Raw genomic sequence first — 16243 nt, forward strand, 5'->3', positions numbered from 1 at the left:
GCCGCTATGGTAAGGGTTTTTGCCCGCCGATTCAGTGCGCCGCGCCGTCCTCCGCCACCCGCTGCAGCAGCACCGCGGCCAGCGGCGGCAAGGTGATTGCCAGGTTGGCCGGACGGCGCATCCATTCGCCCTCGACCGCCGCGATGGCGCCGCCATTGCCCAGGTCGCTGCCGCCATAGTGGGTCGAATCGCTGTTCAGCACTTCCACATAGCGCCCGGCTTGCGGCACGCCGATGCGGTAGCCGGTGAGCGGTACCGGAGTGAAGTTGACGGCGACCACCACGAAGCTGCCATCGCGGCCCCAGCGCAGCCAGGACAATACCGAGTGCTCGCTGTCGTGGCAGTCGATCCACTCGAAGCCCGGGGCCGCGAAGTCCTGGCTGTGCAAGGCCGGCAGATCCCGGTACAGACGGTTCAGATCGCGCGCCAGCCGCTGCACGCCGGCATGGGCGGCGTCGGCGAGCAGCCCCCAGTCGAGTTCGCGCCCTTCCGCCCATTCGCGGCTCTGACCGAACTCGCCGCCCATGAACATCAGCTTCTTGCCCGGCGTGAAGGCCTGCCAGGCCAGCAGCAGGCGCAGGTTGGCGAAGCGCTGCCAGCGGTCGCCCGGCATCTTGCCGCTCAGCGAGCCCTTGCCGTGCACCACCTCGTCGTGGGAAAGCGGCAGCAGGTAGTTCTCGCTGTAGGCGTACATCTGGCCGAAGGTCAGCTCGTCATGGTGCCAGCGCCGGTGCACCGGGTCGCGGCGGAAGTAGCGCAGGCTGTCGTTCATCCAGCCCATGTTCCACTTCATCGAGAAGCCCAAGCCGCCGACGTAGGTGGGCCGCGACACCTGCGGCCAGTCGGTGGACTCCTCGGCGATGGTCAGCGCGCCGGGAAACTCGCCGTGCACCATGCTGTTCAGCTCGCGCAGGAAGTCGATGGCCTCGAGATTTTCCCGCCCGCCGTAGCGGTTGGGCAGCCACTGCCCCGGCTGGCGCGAGTAGTCGAGGTAGAGCATCGAGGCCACCGCATCAACGCGCAGGCCATCGAAGTGGAACTCCTCCAGCCACCAGTGCGCCGACGACAACAGGAAGCTGCGTACTTCGTGGCGACCGTAGTTGAAGATGTGCGTACCCCAGTCGGCATGCAGGCCGAGGCGCGGGTCCTCGTGCTCGTACAGTGCGGTACCGTCGTAGCGGGCCAGCGCCCAGTCATCCTGCGGGAAGTGCCCGGGCACCCAGTCGAGCAGCACACCCAGCCCGGCCTGGTGGCAGGCGTCGATGAAGGCGCGCAGCTCGTCCGGCGAGCCGTGGCGCGAGGTCGGCGCAAAGTAGCCGGTGGCCTGGTAGCCCCAGGATTCGTCGAGCGGATGCTCGGTGATCGGCAGCAGCTCAAGGTGCGTGTAGCCCTGCTCCAGCGCATAGGGAATCAGTCGTTCGGCCAGCTCCGGCCACAGGTACGGCCGGCCATCGGCATGGCGCATCCACGAGCCCGCATGCACCTCGTAGATATTCAGCGGCGCATGCTGCCAGTCCCAGGCGGCGCGCTGCTGCAGCCATTGCCCATCGCCCCAGACGTATTGCGAGGGGCGCACGACGTAGGCCGCCGTACCCGGCCGCAGCTCGAAGCCGCGGGCGTAGGGGTCGCTCTTGACCAGCAGCGCGCCGTTATCACGGCGGGTGATCGCGAAGCGATAGAGGCTGCCGGGGCCGGCCTCGGGCACCCGCACCTCCCATACGCCTCCGCGCCCCAGGCTGTGCATGCCGTGCACGCCGGGCTGCCAGCCGTTGAAATCGCCGACCACCGAGACCCGCGCGGCATTCGGCGCCCAGACCCGGAAGGTCGTCCCGCCGTCCTCCAGGTGCGCGCCGAGAAGACGGTAGGCCTGGGTGTTGCGGCCTTCGTTGAACAAGTACAGGGCGTGGTCTAAGGTCATTTTCAGCCTATGGAAGAATACAAGCAGGGCCGGCAGCCGAGACAACAACAAGGAAACGGAAGGAAACCACCATGCTTCAAAGTAGCAGCGAAGCACCGCCGGCAGCGCGCGGCGTACGCGACGGCAGCGCGGTTGGGGCGCGCTTCATCAGCCAGCTGACCCGCGACACCTTCGCCATCATCCTCGCCGGCGGCCGCGGCAGCCGGCTCCAGCAACTGACCGAATTCCGCTCCAAGCCGGCCGTGCACTTCGCCGGCAAGTTCCGCATCATCGACTTCACCCTGTCCAACTGCGTCAATTCGGGCATCCGCAGAATCGGCGTGGCCACACAGTACAAGGCGCACAGCCTGATCCGCCACATCCAGCGCGGCTGGAGCTTCCTCGACGGGCGTTTCAACGAGTTCGTCCAGCTGCTGCCCGCCCAGCAGCAGACCGATGCCTGCCAGTGGTATCAGGGGACGGCCGATGCGGTGTACCAGAATCTGCCGTTCATCCACCGCTGCAAGCCCGAGTATGTCCTGGTCGTCGCCGGCGACCACATCTACAAGATGGATTACGGCCGCATGCTCGCCGCCCATGTGCGCAATGGTGCCGACATGACCGTGGCCTGCATCGAGGTGCCGATCGGGGATGCCCACGAGTTCGGTGTGATGGCCGTCGACGGCGAGGACCGCGTGGTGGACTTCGTCGAGAAGCCCCAGCGGCCGCCGGCCATCCCCGGCGACCCACAGCGCGCCCTGGCGTCGATGGGCATCTACGTGTTCCGCACCCGCTTCCTGGTCGAGCAGCTGGAGCGCGACGCCGCCACCCCCGGCTCCAGCCGCGACTTCGGCAAGGACATCATCCCGCGCATCCTCGCCGACCACCGGGTATGCGCCCACCGCTTCGCCGACTCCAGCGTCGGCAGCCCGACGCGGACGCCCTACTGGCGCGACGTCGGCACCATCGACGCCTACTGGCAGGCGAACATGGACATGACCCGGCCCGACCCCGAGCTGGACCTGTACGACATGACCTGGCCGATCTGGACCCACCAGAAGCAGCTGCCACCGGCCAAGTTCATGAGCAGCTGCGGTGCCCACGGCATGGCGATGGACTCGCTGATCTCCAGCGGCTGCAACATCTCCGGCGCCAGCGTGCGCCATTCGCTGCTGTTCTCCAGCGTCAGCCTCCTCGCTGGCGCCCAGGTGGAAGACTCGGTGATTCTCCCCGAGGTGGAGGTCGGCCCCGGTGCCGTGCTGCGCCGCTGCGTGATCGACCGCCAGTGCCGGATTCCCGAGGGCATGGCCATCGGCATGAATCCCGAGGAGGACCGCCGGCGCTTCTACGTCAGCCCGCGCGGGGTGACCCTGGTCACCGCGGCGATGCTCGGACAGAGCACGGCCGGCTTCCTGTAGATCGCCATGGCCGATCTCGCCCTGCTCTGGCACATGCACCAGCCGGACTACCGGCACCCCGAGACCGGCCACTTCGTCCTGCCCTGGGTGCTGCTGCATGCCCTCAAGGACTACACCGACATGGCCAGCCACCTGGAGCAGCATCCCGGTGTGCGCTGCACGGTCAACTTCGTGCCCGTACTGCTCGATCAACTCGAGGACTACTGCGCGCAACTGCACAGCCGGCAGTGGCGCGACCCGCTGCTGCGCATCCTCGACTGGCCACCGGCGCATGCACTGCCCGAAGCGGACCGGCTGTGGCTGCTGGACATCGCCTTTCGCTGTCACGCCCCGACCATGCTGGAGCCCTTTGCGCCGTACCGGCGCCTGCATGAGCTGGCGCGCCTGCTGAGCGGCGAGGACGCCAGCGGCTTGGCCTACCTCGCCGAGGACTACTTCACCGACCTTGCCACCTGGTATCTGCTGGCCTGGAGCGGCGAGAGCCTGCGCCGCGCCGGCGGCATCGTACCCGTGCTGATGGCCAAGGGCTGCCACTTCACCCTCGAGGAGCGGCATGCGCTGCTGGACGAGCTGGCCAAGGTCCTCGACAACCTCGCGCCGCGCTATCGCGCCCTGGCCGAGGCCGGGCAGATCGAGCTCAGCTGCACGCCTGCCCACCACCCGCTGGCGCCACTGCTGCTCGACTTCAACAGCGCCCGCGAGGCCCTGCCGGAGTGCGCGCTGCCCTGCGCGCCAGCCTATCCTGGCGGCCGTTCGCGGGTCGCCGCGCAGATCGAGGCGGCCCGGGAAAGTCACCAGCGCCGCTTCGGCCAGCCCAGCCGCGGCTTGTGGCCGGCCGAGGGGGCGCTCTCCGCGGCGTTCCTCAGGCAGATTGGCGAGGCGGGCTTCGCCTGGACGGCGAGCAGCCAGAGCGTGCTCAGGCACTCGGCCGGCGAGACGGTGAGCGTCGGTACGCCCTGGCAGGCCCCCGACGACGTGCCCGGCGATCTCACCTTGTTCTTCCGTGACGAGCGGCTCTCCGACCTGATCGGTTTCGAGTACGAGAAATGGCACGGGCGCGACGCCGCCGCGCACTTCGTCAACGAGGCGAATGCGCTGCATCAGGCCGACCCGCACCGCCTGATACCGGTGTTCCTCGACGGCGAAAACGCCTGGGAGTACTACCCCTACAACGGCTGGTATTTCCTCGACAACCTCTACCAGGCCCTGGAGCAGAGCGACAGTCTGCGCACCGTGACCCTGAGCGATGCGGTCGCCCGCCATCGCGCCCGCCGCATCCGCCTGCCGCGACTGACGGCCGGCAGCTGGGTGGCCGGCACGCTGTCGACCTGGATTGGCCATCCCGACAAGAACCATGCCTGGGAGCTGCTCTGCGCCGCCAAGCAGTGCGCGGACCGCGTCCTCGCCGGTGGCCAGCTGACGGCCGCGCGGCACGCGCAGATTCTCGAACGCCTGTCGGTCTGCGAGGGCTCGGACTGGTTCTGGTGGCTGGGCAGCGATGATCCGCAGCATTCGGCGCGCAGCTTCGACCTGCTGCTGCGCGAGAACCTCAAGGCGCTGTATCGCCTGCTCGAGCTGCCGGCGCCAGCGGCTCTGGACCAGCCGATCGCCGGCACCGCGGCAGCGCTGGCTGCCGGCGCCATGCGGCGTGCCACCTGAAACGGCGGAGGCCGAGCATGACCCAGCCCGTCACCCTGCTGTTCGGCGTCCATGCCCACCAGCCCGTCGGCAACTTCCCGGAGGTCATCGAGGAGGCCCATCGGCGCTGCTATCGACCATTCCTCGATACCCTGCACGACTATCCTGACTTCCGTTTCGCCGCACATTTTTCCGGCTGGCTGCTCGACTGGCTGCGCGAGCGCTTTCCCGCCGACATGGCGCTGCTCGCCGCGATGGTGCGGCGCGGCCAGGTCGAGCTATTCAGCTCCGGCGACACCGAGCCGGTCCTCGCTGCCATCCCGCCGCGCGACCGGGTCGGCCAGCTGGCCGCCCTCAACGCCAAGCTGTTGGCCTGGACCGGCGTGCCGCCGCGCGGCGCCTGGCTGACCGAGCGGGTGTGGGAGTCCTCCGTGGTCCCGGCCCTGGCGCAAACCGGCATCCGCTACGCCATGGTCGACGACTACCACCTGCTGTGTACCGGCAAGCAGGTCGACGAGCTGGGTGGCTACTTCAGTACCGAGGAAGGCGGCGTGCCACTCGACCTGTTCCCGATCTCGGAGGCGCTACGTTATCGCTTGCCTTTCGCCCCGGCCGCCGAGGTGATCGCCCACCTGGAGAATCTGGCCGATCGCGGGCAGGTCGCCGCCATCTACTTCGACGACATCGAGAAGTTCGGCATCTGGCCGGATACCCACGAGTGGGTCTACCAGCGCGGCTGGCTCCGCGCCGTGATCGAGGGCGTGCTGGCCAGCCCGAAGATCCGCACGGCGACCTATGCCGACTTTCATGCCCAGCAGGTCAGCCGCGGCGTGGTCTATCTGCCGAGCACCTCCTACAGCGAAATGAACCAGTGGCCATTGCCGATGCCGGCCGCCGGGGTCTATGCGCAACTGCTGGCCGGCGCAAAGGCCGCCGGGCGCATCGACCAATACCGCCCCTTCATCCGCGGCGGGATCTGGCGCAACTTCCTGACCCGCTATCCGGAAGCCAACTGGATGCACAAGCGCATGCTGGGGTTGTCCGCACGCCTGGCCGCCCTCGAGGCGCCAGCGCCGGAACTGGTCAGCGCGCTGTACCGCGCCCAGGCCAACGATGCCTATTGGCACGGGCTGTTCGGCGGACTCTACCTGCCGCATCTGCGCCGCGCCGTGTGGAACAACCTCCTGGCCCTCGAAGCCGGGCTCGACGCTCTGCAACCCCGTGCGCCGCTGGCCGCGCTCGACCTCGATCTCGACGGGCGCATCGAGGTGTTCGCGTCGACGCCGGCACTGCAACTGGTGCTGCGCGACGACGGCCTCGGCGCTGCCCACGAGCTGAGCAGCTACCCGCTGCGGCACAATTTCGCCGACACCCTGCGCCGCTATCACGAGCAGTACCACGAGCGCATCGGCGCGAGCCCCAGCCAGCACCAGGGCGAAGGCATCGCCTCGGCCCACGACATCGTCCGCAGCAAGCAGCCAATCGATCCCGCCGACCTCCGCCCCGATGCGCACCCGCGGGTGCTGTGGCTGGATGCGCTGGATGACCGCACGCTGAGCGATTACCGGTGGTCCGCTGCCGAACCGCAGAGTCTGCAGCGCGACGGCGTGGCCAAGCGCTACGCCCTCAGTGAGGGCACGCTGACCGTCAGCTGGCGCTTTGTCGGGCTGACGGGCTGCCACTTCGCCACCACGCTCAATCTCGCCATGCCCAGTTGCGACGGTTTTCTCGGCCGCTATGTGCTGGAGGATGGCAGCATTCCCGGCGGCTTCGGCCAGGCGCTGAACCTGCCGCGCTGCTCCCGGCTGCGGCTGGAGGATGGCGTGCTCGGCGGTGCGCTGCAGCTGGCCTGCTCGGTGCCGCTGCAGCTGCGCGGCCAGCCGCAGCGGACCGTGTCGCAGTCCGAAGCCGGCTTTGAGCCGATCATGCAAGCGGTCGAGATCACCCTGCTCTGGACCATTCCGGACGACGATTGCAGCCTTCTCATCCACCTCGGCATGGAGCCCGGAACATCATGACCGGTACCGTCTACAGGCTTGAAGTAAATCCGCGGATTCCCCAGCCGCTGGAGCGCATGGAAGAGCTGGCCAACAATCTCTGGTACAGCTGGGACCGCCAGACCCGTGGCCTGTTCGTCAGCCTCTCCTACTCGCTGTGGAACCTCGCCAACCACAACCCCAAGGCCTTTCTCAAGCGCGCCGATCAGAAGTGCCTGGAAGCCAACGCTGACAACCCGATCTTCCTGGGTGCGCTCGACCGTGTCCTCGCGGCCTACGACAGCTACCACGAGAGGCCCTACATGGGTCACGTGCACGGCCAGTGCTTCAGGGACGACGACCTGATCGCCTATTTCTGCGCCGAGTTCGGCCTGCACGAAAGCCTGCCGATCTATTCCGGCGGGCTCGGCATTCTGGCCGGCGACCACTGCAAGGCGGCCAGCGACATGGGCCTGCCCTTCATCGGGGTCGGGCTGCTCTACAAGGAAGGCTACTTTCACCAAAAGCTGGATGCCGAAGGGCGCCAGCAGGCGTCCTACCATGACTCGGACTTCGACGACCTGCCGATATCGCCGGTGCTCGACGCCAGCGGCCAGGAGCTGCTGATCACGCTCAACCTGCCGGATCGCCCGGTGTTCGCCAAGGTCTGGGAAGTGCGCGTCGGCCACGTGCGCATCATCCTGCTCGACACCTGGCTGGAGCAGAACTCGCTCCAGGACCGCGAGATCACCCACCGGCTGTATGGCGGCGACCGGACCACCCGCATCGAGCAGGAAATCCTCCTTGGCGTCGGTGGCGCCCGCGCCCTGGCCGCGCTCGGCCTGAAGCCGACCGTCTGGCACATCAACGAAGGCCATGCCGCCTTCCTGATCGTCGAGCGCGTGCGCAGCCTGCTCAGCGAGGGGGTGCCCTTCGAGGCCGCGCTCGAAGCGGCGGCCGCCAACACCGTGTTCACCACCCACACCGCGGTGCCGGCCGGTCACGACCATTTCGCCGATGAGATGATTCGCCGCTACGCCGAGCACTGGTGCAAGGGCGTCGGCCTGTCCTGCAACCAAGTGCTGGCGCTGGGCTCCGAGCCGGGCACCAGCGACTTCAACATGACGGCGCTGGCCGTGCGCACCTCGCGGCAACACAACGGGGTGTCGCGCATTCACGGCAGCGTTTCGGCGCGCATCCTCGCCCACCTGTGGCCGCAGATCGAACCTGCGGAAAGTCCCATGGATTACGTGACCAACGGCGTGCATCTGCCGACCTTCCTGGCGCCCGAATGGCTGGAAACCTTCGAGCGCTATCTCGGCATCGGCTGGCAGGAGCGGCAGACCGAGCCGGGCAACTGGGATGGCATCCGGCAGATTCCGGACACCACCTTCTGGGGCATCCGCCAGCAGCTCAAGTCGATGCTGCTGCACCTGGTGCGCAGCCGGGTCCGCGAGCAGCACCTGCGCAATCAGGGTTCGCCCACCCACCTCGACCGCATGCTGCGCATCGCCGACCCGGACAATCCCAACCTGCTGATCATCGGCTTCGCCCGGCGCTTCGCCACCTACAAGCGCGCCGCGCTGCTCCTGCATGACCTGCAGTGGCTGCAGGAAATCATCTGCAATGACGACCGCCCGGTGCTGTTGCTGTTCGCCGGCAAGGCCCACCCGGCCGACCTGCCGGGACAGGAAATCATCCGCAGGATCACCGAGGTGGCCAAGCAGCCTGAATTCGAGGGGCGCATCCTGTTCCTCGAGGGCTACGACCTGCACCTGTCGCGCACCCTGGTGTCAGGGGTGGATGTCTGGCTCAACAACCCGATCTACCCGCTGGAAGCCTCCGGCACCTCGGGCATGAAGGCCGCCATGAACGGCGCCCTCAACCTGTCCGTGCTCGACGGCTGGTGGGGCGAGGGCTACGACGACAGCGGCGCGGTGCCCAATGGCTGGGCCATCAAGCCGGCGCCCGGCAACCTCGACGAGACCCAGCGCGATGCCGAAGAGGCGCGCACGCTCTACGAGATCCTCCAGGACCATGTCATTCCCACCTATTACCGCACCGGCCCGATGGGCTACTCGCCAGAATGGGTGGCGATGGCCAAGCACTCGATCGCCACCATCACGCCGCGCTTCAACATGATCCGGGTGCTCAACGAGTATGCGCAGCGCTTCTATGCTCCGGCGGCCGCGCACGGGCGCCGTTTCGCCGCCGACGACCATGCCGTGGCACGCAGCGTGGCCGAATGGAAGACCCGAGTCCGCGCTGCCTGGCCGGGCGTCAGCCTGCGTGCCCTGCAAACGCCGGAGCAGCGCCTGCAGTTCGGCGCGTCGCTGCGCATCGAGGTCGCCGTCCAGCTCGATGGCCTGGTTCCCGAGGATGTCGTCGTCGAGCTCCTGGTCGAGCGACCCGAGCACGCCAGCACCGAGATCCTCTACCATCCGCTGACCGCCAGCGGCGTTACCGCCAACGACGAGCGGCTCTACGCTCTCGACCTGACGCCCGACCTGTGCGGCAAGCTGCAATACCGCATCCGCATGTACCCGTTCCACCCGGCGCTGGTCCATAAGTTCGAGCTGGGTCTGATGGTGTGGTTATGAGCAAGCTGAAGATTCTGTTCGCCACCTCCGAAATGGCCCCCTGGGTCAAGACCGGTGGCCTGGGCGACGTCTGCGCCGCCCTGCCCGCTGCCCTGCGCCAGGCAGGGCAGGACATCCGCGTGCTGCTGCCTCATTACCCGGCGCTGCAGGCGGCCTTTCCCGCCGCCCTGCCGGTAGCCGAGTTGCCTTCGCTGGCCCCGGCGCTGCCAGCCGCGCGCCTGCTCGCGGCCGAAGCGGCCGGACTGCCACTGCTGCTGCTCGACTGCCCGGAAATCTACGCCAACCCGGGCAATCCCTATCTCGACAGCTATGGCGATGACCGCTACGACAACCCGATCCGCTTCGGCCTCCTCGCCCGCGTCGCGGCGCTGCTCGGGCAGGCGCATTCGCCCATCGGCTGGCAAGCCGACGTCGTGCATGCCAACGACTGGCAAAGCGCGCTGGCCGCGGCCTACCTGCACTACGAAGGCGGCGCCGCCAGCGTGGTCACCGTGCACAACATCGCCTTCCAGGGCTGCTTCGCGCACGGCTACCTCGCCGGCCTCGGTCTGCCCAGGCACGCCTGGCGCTTCGATGGGGTCGAATATCACGGGCAGCTGTCGTTCCTGAAGGCGGGGCTGCAATTCGCCTCGCAGATCACCACGGTCAGCCCGACCTACGCCCGGGAAATCCAGGACGAGCAGTTCGGCTACGGCCTCGCGCCGCTGCTGCGTTACCGCGCCGCGTCCCTGCGCGGCATCCTCAATGGCATCGATACCCTGCTCTGGAACCCGGCGAGCGACCACGCCCTGGCCCACCCCTACAGCGCCCGCCAGCTGGCCGGCAAGCAGCAGAACAAGGCGGCGCTGCAGCAGGAAATGGGCCTCGAGGTGAGCGCCGAGCAGCCGCTGTTCGGCGTGATCAGTCGCATGACCGAACAGAAAGGCCTCGACCTGCTGCTCGCCATCGCCGATGGTCTGGCCGAACTGCCGGCGCAACTGGTCGTGCTCGGCAGCGGCGACGCAGCGCTCGAAGCCGGCTTTCTCGCCCTGGCCGCACGCCATCCGGGGCGCATTGCGGTGAAGCTCTGCTTCGACGAAGGGCTGGCGCACCGCATCGAGGCCGGCGCCGACAGCTTCCTGATGCCCTCGCGCTTCGAGCCCTGCGGTCTCAACCAGATGTACAGCCTGCACTACGGCACCCCGCCCGTGGTGCACGCCACCGGCGGCCTTGCCGATACGGTCGTCGATGTCGGCGAGGCGACGCTGGCCAACCGCACGGCCAACGGCTTCGTTATTGCCGAGGCCACGGCGCCCGCACTCTGGGCTGCCATGCAGCGGGTCTGCCGTAGCTGGCAGGATCGGCGCCTGTGGCAACAGATCCAGCACAACGGCATGCAGCGGGATTTCTCGTGGAGTCAGGCGGCGCGGGACTACCTCGAGCTCTATCGTGACGCCCTGCATGCGCCCAGGGTGGCTACGGGCTGAACGCCCCTCGCCCTCACGGAGAGCCTGCCGCGGCAATACCCAGCCGTCAGTTGACGCCGATCTGGATCGCCCCGGTCAGCAATCCGGCAAACAGAAAGTTGGCCGCCAGCCCGGTCAGGGCCAGGGCGACGCCCCCCATCCAGATGCCCAAGGCGATCTGCACGGCCAGGTTCTTCTCCCGCTGCGGCTTGCCGCTGCTACGACGGGGCGCCGTGTCCTCGTCGAAATAACTGTCGCGATCGGCACGAATGCCGCTGAAATCGTCTCTCATCGTTGCTCCTGAACAAGATTGTAGGAATTGGCATGGGGCGTTGCTTCGCTCAGAGCTTGCCTGCACTGAAAGCGGCATCAACTGAGACCGCCAGCACCGCGCTAGCGTTCGGTTACGAGCGGCACAGCAGGCTCAGTCCGCATGCTCCAGGCGTCCCTGCTCGGCCATCAATGGCAAGGCCGCTGCGTCCTGCAGGGCCAGACCGCCGAAGGACGCCGTCGAGTCGACGTAACGCAGCGCCGACTTCATGTCCTTCCAGCCGACGTAGGTCATCAGCGCCTTGAGATCCCAGCCGCTGGCGCTGGCCCAGGTGGCAAAGCCGCGGCGCAGCGAGTGGCTGCTGTACAGCTCCGCCGGCACATCGGCGCGGCTCAAGGCCTGGCGCAGCAGCGGAATGATGCTGTTGATGTGCAGGCGTTCTTCGCCCAGATTCCCCCAGCGATCGACCCGGCGAAACACCGGGCCGCGAACCAGGCCTGCGCTGCCGATCCAGTCGACATAGGCCTGCACCGGACAGAGCTGCTTGAGCGCCGGCACCCGCCAGGTGGTGCCGAGGTTGTCCCGGTCGCCCTTGCTGCGCGGCAGATACAGGCTCATGTCCTGCCCCGGGCGCACCACGATATCTTCGACTTGCAGCCGACACAGTTCGTCACTGCGAAAGCCGCGCCAGAAGCCCAGCAGGATCAGCGCCGCATCCCGCCGGCAGCGCAGCAGGCGGCCCCGATCGCCCGTCTGCGCCGCCTGCGCGCCCTCGGCGTGCAACTGCTCGACCACCTGCTGCAGCTGGCGCAGCTGCAACGGCGCGGCCTGCTTTTCCCGCGCTGGGTGCAGGGCGCGGATGCCCTTCAAGGTCTGCCGCACCACGGGTGCCTTGGTAGGATCGGGGAAGCCCTGGCTGTTGTGCCACTGGGCCAACGCCGACAGCCGCAGCTTGAGGGTGTTCAGCGACAGCTTGCCGGCATGGCTGGCCAGGTAGCGCGCCACGCTCTCGCTGGTCGCCGGCAGGAAGCCCCCCCACTCCACCTCGAAATGCTCGATGGCGGCGCGGTAGCTGCGCCGGGTGTTGTCGCGCGTGGCGGCCTGCAGGTAACGATCCAGCTCGTGCATACGGATTTCCGCCAGTAGTCACCTTGGGCGCGGAGCTTCTCGACCGCGCAGCTTGTATTGCTGGCCAGCGCAACGCGCCGGCCCTCCAGATCCGTCATTCGCGGGCCGGGGCCAGCCCACCGAAACGTTGCTGGAAACTCTCGCTGGCCTCGGGAAGTGGGCCATCGGCGGTTTCCAGAACCCGGCCGAGCCACCGCTCGGCCGGCACGCAGAGCAACCGGTAGATGTTGCGGCACAGCTGCCTGGCCGCCCGCCCTTCCCAGTCGCCGGGGAGCAGCTCTTCGGGCAACTGTGGGTCGCGCAGCAGCAACTTGCGGTATTCATGGATCAGCAGGGTGCGAGCGAGGAAGCACTCCTGCGGATCGCGCTGCTCATGCTCGCGCAGCGCCTTCCACAGCGGGCGGAACAACTGGATGAACTGGCGGTAGCGCTCGCCGAGGTCGTCGATCTTCCAGCTCTCCCTGACCTGCAGATGCAGCGCGCGGGAAGCCGAGACATCCTGGGCGGTGGTCTCGAACAGGAGGGTGTCGTCCAGCGCCTCCAGCTCCTGCAAGGTCGCGATCAGGTCAGCCCGGTCGCAATGGGGGCTGGCCAGCACGGTCGGAGCCAGCGCGCCGAAGCCCTGCCACTCAAGCTCCTCGCGGACCTGCTTGCGCTTGTCCGCCGCCAGCTGCGACAGCACCGCCAGGCACCAGCTGCCGTCCCAGGCCGGCACGCTGCTGCTGTAGATGCGCTTGAAGGCCTTCTCGAAGCGCCGGCGGCCGCCATCAGTCAGGCTGTAGTAGCTGCGCCGGCCGACCTTTTCAGCCTTCAACCAGCCGTCCTGGGTCAGACGGAACACCGAGGTGCGGATCAGCCGCTGGTTGATGCCCACGGGTTCGAGCAGCCGGATCAGGCTGCCCAGCCACACCGCACCGCCATGGGGCTCGATGGCGTCGCCATAGACGGTGACGATCAGCGAGCTGGCGCGAATCGGCGTCTGTTCCTGAAAGCGCTGGATCAGGCTGGCCAGGGGAGCGAGCGAAGTCATGGACGCTGGGAATGACCGAAAAGCGCAACTATACAGAGAGACTGCGGCGCACGGCCACCCGACGGGGCGGGCAAGCGAGGTCGCATGGCCTCCAGCGCCGCGCGGCAGCGCTGGACGAACTCCCGGCACTCTCGGCTGCCGGCTTGCGCGCCGTGCAGAAGATGCGCAAGAGCCGCCGAACGGTACTTGAATGAGAAGAGTGGCAAGGCTGGCGCCGCGAGGTCCGCCCGCCCCAGCCAGAACCTCCCGGGTCGCCCGGCGCCCCTCCTCTAACAAGAGCGAGAACGTCCCCATGAGCTTCGAACACATCCTCTTCACCCTCGAGCAAGGCGTTGCCACCCTGACCCTCAACCGCCCCGAGCAGCTCAACAGCTTCACTGCGGCGATGCACCAGGAAGTCCGCGAGGCCCTCAAGCAGGTGCGCCAGAATGCCGAAGTGCGCTGCCTGCTGATCACCGGCGCCGGCCGCGGCTTCTGCGCCGGGCAAGACCTGGGCGACCGCAACGTGGCGCCGGGCGCTACCGCCCCGGACCTGGGCGAGTCGATCGAGAACAACTACAACCCGCTGATCCGCAGCCTGCGCGACCTGCCGCTGCCGGTGATCTGCGCGGTCAACGGCGTGGCCGCCGGCGCCGGCGCCAACATCGCCCTGGCCTGCGACATCGTTCTCGCTGCGAAGTCGGCCAGCTTTATCCAGGCATTCTGCAAGCTTGGCCTGGTGCCGGACTCCGGCGGCACCTGGACCCTGCCGCGCGCGGTCGGCATGGCCCGCGCCAGGGCCCTCGCCCTGCTCGGCGAGCGCCTGAGCGCCGAACAGGCCGAGCAGTGGGGGATGATCTGGCGCTGCGTCGACGACACCGCCCTGCACGACGAGGCCCTCAAGCTGGCCCGCCAGCTGGCCACCCAGCCGACCTACGGCCTGGCCCTGATCAAGCGCGCGCTGAATGCCAGCGCCAGCAACAGCTTCGACGAGCAGCTCGACCTCGAGCGCGATCTGCAGCGCCTGGCCGGGCGCAGCGAAGACTACCGTGAAGGCGTCAGCGCCTTCATGGCCAAGCGCACCCCCGAATTCAAGGGCCGTTGAGATGAGCGCACTCGCTAAACAAGCCACCGGCGCGATGATCGACGCGCTCGACCACCTGCGCTGCACCGGAGGGCGTTTCCATGGCTGAGCACGACAATGACCAACTGCCGCCCCAGGAGCTGGCCGAGGCCTGCGCCGCCGCCATGTACGAGCGCGACCTGGCCGTGCGCCATCTCGGCATCCAGGTGCTGCGCATGGCGCCGGGCGAGGCCGACCTGCAGATGACCATCAGCGAGACCATGATCCAGGGCCATGCCAACTGCCACGGCGGCTACCTGTTCACCCTCGCCGACTCGGCGTTCGCCTATGCCTGCAACAGCTACGACGAGGTCTGCGTGGCGCTCGGCTGCAGCATCGACTACATCGCTCCCGGCCGCCTCGGCGACCTGCTTACCGCGCGCGCCACCCAGGTCAGCCGCAGCGGTCGCACCGGCAACTACGACGTGCGCATCGAGAACCAACATGGCCAGCTGATCGCCGTGTTCCACGGCAAGTCCTACAAGATCCGCGGCAGCGTCCGCCAGCAGGAGAATCAGGCTCGAGACAAAGGCGTTTGAAGACAGTCATTGGTCATAGGCGGAAGACGAGAGCCTCGACCCCTGTACGCAGGGGGCATCACATCAGCCAGCAGACTCTGCAACCCCGCGCGCGCATCGCAAAATCGAACAAAGTGACACCGCATTGATTTGTCTAATCATTATTTGTGTGTCATATAAAGATGCAGGGCGCTCGGTGCAACCAAGGCCGGAGAAATCCAGAACATGTACGCACAACTGGTCGAAACCGGAGTCAAGCGCGTCAAGGATCTCGCAGAGATGACTCCCGAGGAGCGCGCCTTCCAGGAGCGCATCGATGCCGAGATCAAGATCGAGCCGAAGAACTGGATGCCGGACGCCTATCGGCAGACCCTGATCCGCCAGATCTCCCAGCACGCCCACTCGGAGATCGTCGGCATGCTGCCGGAAGGCAACTGGCTCACTCGCGCGCCGACCCTCAAGCGCAAGCTGCAGCTGATGGCCAAGATCCAGGACGAGGCCGGCCACGGCATGTACCTGTACAGCGCCATGGAAACCCTCGGCGCCGACCGCGACACGGAGATCGCCAAGCTGCACTCGGGCCGCGCCAAGTACTCGAGCATCTTCAACTACCCGACGCTGAACTGGGCCGACATGGGCGCGGTGGGCTGGCTGGTGGATGGCGCCGCCATCGTCAACCAGGTGGTGCTGCAGCGCACCTCCTACGGCCCCTATGCGCGGGCGATGATCCGCATCTGCAAGGAAGAGAGCTTCCACCAGCGCCAGGGCTACGAAATCCTCCTGACCATGATGCGCCACGGTACCCAGGCGCAGCAGGACATGGTCCAGGACGCCATCAACCGCCTGTGGTGGCCGGCGCTGATGATGTTCGGCCCGAGCGACGCCGACTCGCCCAACAGCGCGCAGTCGCTGGCCTGGAAGATCAAGCGCATGGGCAACGACGAGCTGCGCCAGCGCTTCATCGACCAGACCGTGCCGCAACTGGAATTCCTCGGCTGCACCGCTCCCGACCCGGACCTCAAGTGGAGCGCCGCGCGCGGCCACTACGACTTCGGCCAGATCGACTGGCAGGAGTTCTACGAGGTACTCAAGGGCAACGGCCCATGCAATCGCGAACGCATCACCACGCGGCGCAAGGCGCTCGAGGATGGCCAGTGGGTCCGCGAAGCCGCTGTCGCCCATGCCGCCAAACGCCAGCAAAAACAGAGCACTGCCTGAAC

At 67.5% G+C, this 16243-nt stretch carries 12 protein-coding genes; 8 read left to right on the forward strand and 4 right to left on the reverse strand.

What is annotated here, in order from left to right; genetic code table 11:
- Positions 1 to 31 precede the first annotated feature (31 nt).
- Entirely contained in the window at positions 32 to 1918 is a 1887-nt protein-coding gene (gene glgB, locus KRX52_RS20045; RefSeq protein WP_217683497.1) for a 1,4-alpha-glucan branching protein GlgB, read from the reverse strand.
- A gap of 71 nt (positions 1919 to 1989) precedes the next feature.
- Here glgB and glgC point away from each other — a divergent pair, with 71 nt between their 5' ends.
- The 5 genes from glgC to glgA are packed head-to-tail and all read left to right on the forward strand — an operon-like array spanning position 1990 to position 10995.
- Entirely contained in the window at positions 1990 to 3315 is a 1326-nt protein-coding gene (gene glgC, locus KRX52_RS20050; protein WP_217683498.1) for a glucose-1-phosphate adenylyltransferase, read from the forward strand.
- Positions 3316 to 3321: 6 nt separating this feature from the next.
- The gene (locus tag KRX52_RS20055) at positions 3322 to 4974 is read left to right on the forward strand and encodes a glycoside hydrolase family 57 protein (protein ID WP_217683499.1); all 1653 of its coding nucleotides are present in this window, start codon (positions 3322 to 3324) and stop codon (positions 4972 to 4974) included.
- Between the two features lie 17 nt (positions 4975 to 4991).
- On the forward strand, positions 4992 to 6971 hold the full coding sequence (locus tag KRX52_RS20060) for an alpha-amylase/4-alpha-glucanotransferase domain-containing protein (RefSeq protein WP_217683500.1): 1980 nt from the start codon (positions 4992 to 4994) through the stop codon (positions 6969 to 6971).
- On the forward strand, positions 6968 to 9529 hold the full coding sequence (glgP, locus tag KRX52_RS20065; RefSeq protein WP_217683501.1) for an alpha-glucan family phosphorylase: 2562 nt from the start codon (positions 6968 to 6970) through the stop codon (positions 9527 to 9529). Before KRX52_RS20060 ends, glgP begins: the two co-directional genes overlap by 4 nt.
- Entirely contained in the window at positions 9526 to 10995 is a 1470-nt protein-coding gene (gene glgA / locus KRX52_RS20070) for a glycogen synthase GlgA (protein ID WP_217683502.1), read from the forward strand. Before glgP ends, glgA begins: the two co-directional genes overlap by 4 nt.
- Before the next feature lie 46 nt (positions 10996 to 11041).
- Here glgA and KRX52_RS20075 read toward each other — a convergent pair whose 3' ends face one another.
- The 3 genes from KRX52_RS20075 to paaX all read right to left on the reverse strand — a co-directional run bounded on the left by KRX52_RS20075 (position 11042) and on the right by paaX (position 13403).
- Positions 11042 to 11266 carry a hypothetical protein gene (locus KRX52_RS20075; RefSeq protein ID WP_217683503.1) on the reverse strand — a complete coding sequence of 75 codons (225 nt, stop codon included), beginning with the start codon at positions 11264 to 11266 and terminating at the stop codon, positions 11042 to 11044.
- 132 nt (positions 11267 to 11398) lie between these two features.
- The gene (locus tag KRX52_RS20080) at positions 11399 to 12373 is read right to left on the reverse strand and encodes a site-specific integrase (RefSeq protein WP_217683504.1); all 975 of its coding nucleotides are present in this window, start codon (positions 12371 to 12373) and stop codon (positions 11399 to 11401) included.
- A gap of 94 nt (positions 12374 to 12467) precedes the next feature.
- On the reverse strand, positions 12468 to 13403 hold the full coding sequence (gene paaX / locus KRX52_RS20085) for a phenylacetic acid degradation operon negative regulatory protein PaaX (RefSeq protein ID WP_217683505.1): 936 nt from the start codon (positions 13401 to 13403) through the stop codon (positions 12468 to 12470).
- Between the two features lie 292 nt (positions 13404 to 13695).
- Between paaX and paaG the strand changes: the two genes are divergently transcribed.
- The 3 genes from paaG (at position 13696) to paaA (ending at position 16241) form a co-directional block, all read left to right on the forward strand.
- Positions 13696 to 14487, forward strand: coding sequence for a 2-(1,2-epoxy-1,2-dihydrophenyl)acetyl-CoA isomerase PaaG (gene paaG / locus KRX52_RS20090; RefSeq protein WP_217683506.1), 792 nt, complete (start codon positions 13696 to 13698; stop codon positions 14485 to 14487).
- Positions 14488 to 14567: 80 nt separating this feature from the next.
- Positions 14568 to 15044: a hydroxyphenylacetyl-CoA thioesterase PaaI gene (gene paaI / locus KRX52_RS20095; protein ID WP_217683507.1), complete on the forward strand. Its 477-nt coding sequence runs from the start codon at positions 14568 to 14570 to the stop codon at positions 15042 to 15044.
- A 204-nt stretch (positions 15045 to 15248) separates the two neighbouring features.
- The gene (paaA, locus tag KRX52_RS20100) at positions 15249 to 16241 is read left to right on the forward strand and encodes a 1,2-phenylacetyl-CoA epoxidase subunit PaaA (RefSeq protein ID WP_217683508.1); all 993 of its coding nucleotides are present in this window, start codon (positions 15249 to 15251) and stop codon (positions 16239 to 16241) included.
- Positions 16242 to 16243: the final 2 nt, after the last annotated feature.

Source organism: Geopseudomonas aromaticivorans (assembly GCF_019097855.1).
GTDB classification, from domain to species: domain Bacteria; phylum Pseudomonadota; class Gammaproteobacteria; order Pseudomonadales; family Pseudomonadaceae; genus Geopseudomonas; species Geopseudomonas aromaticivorans.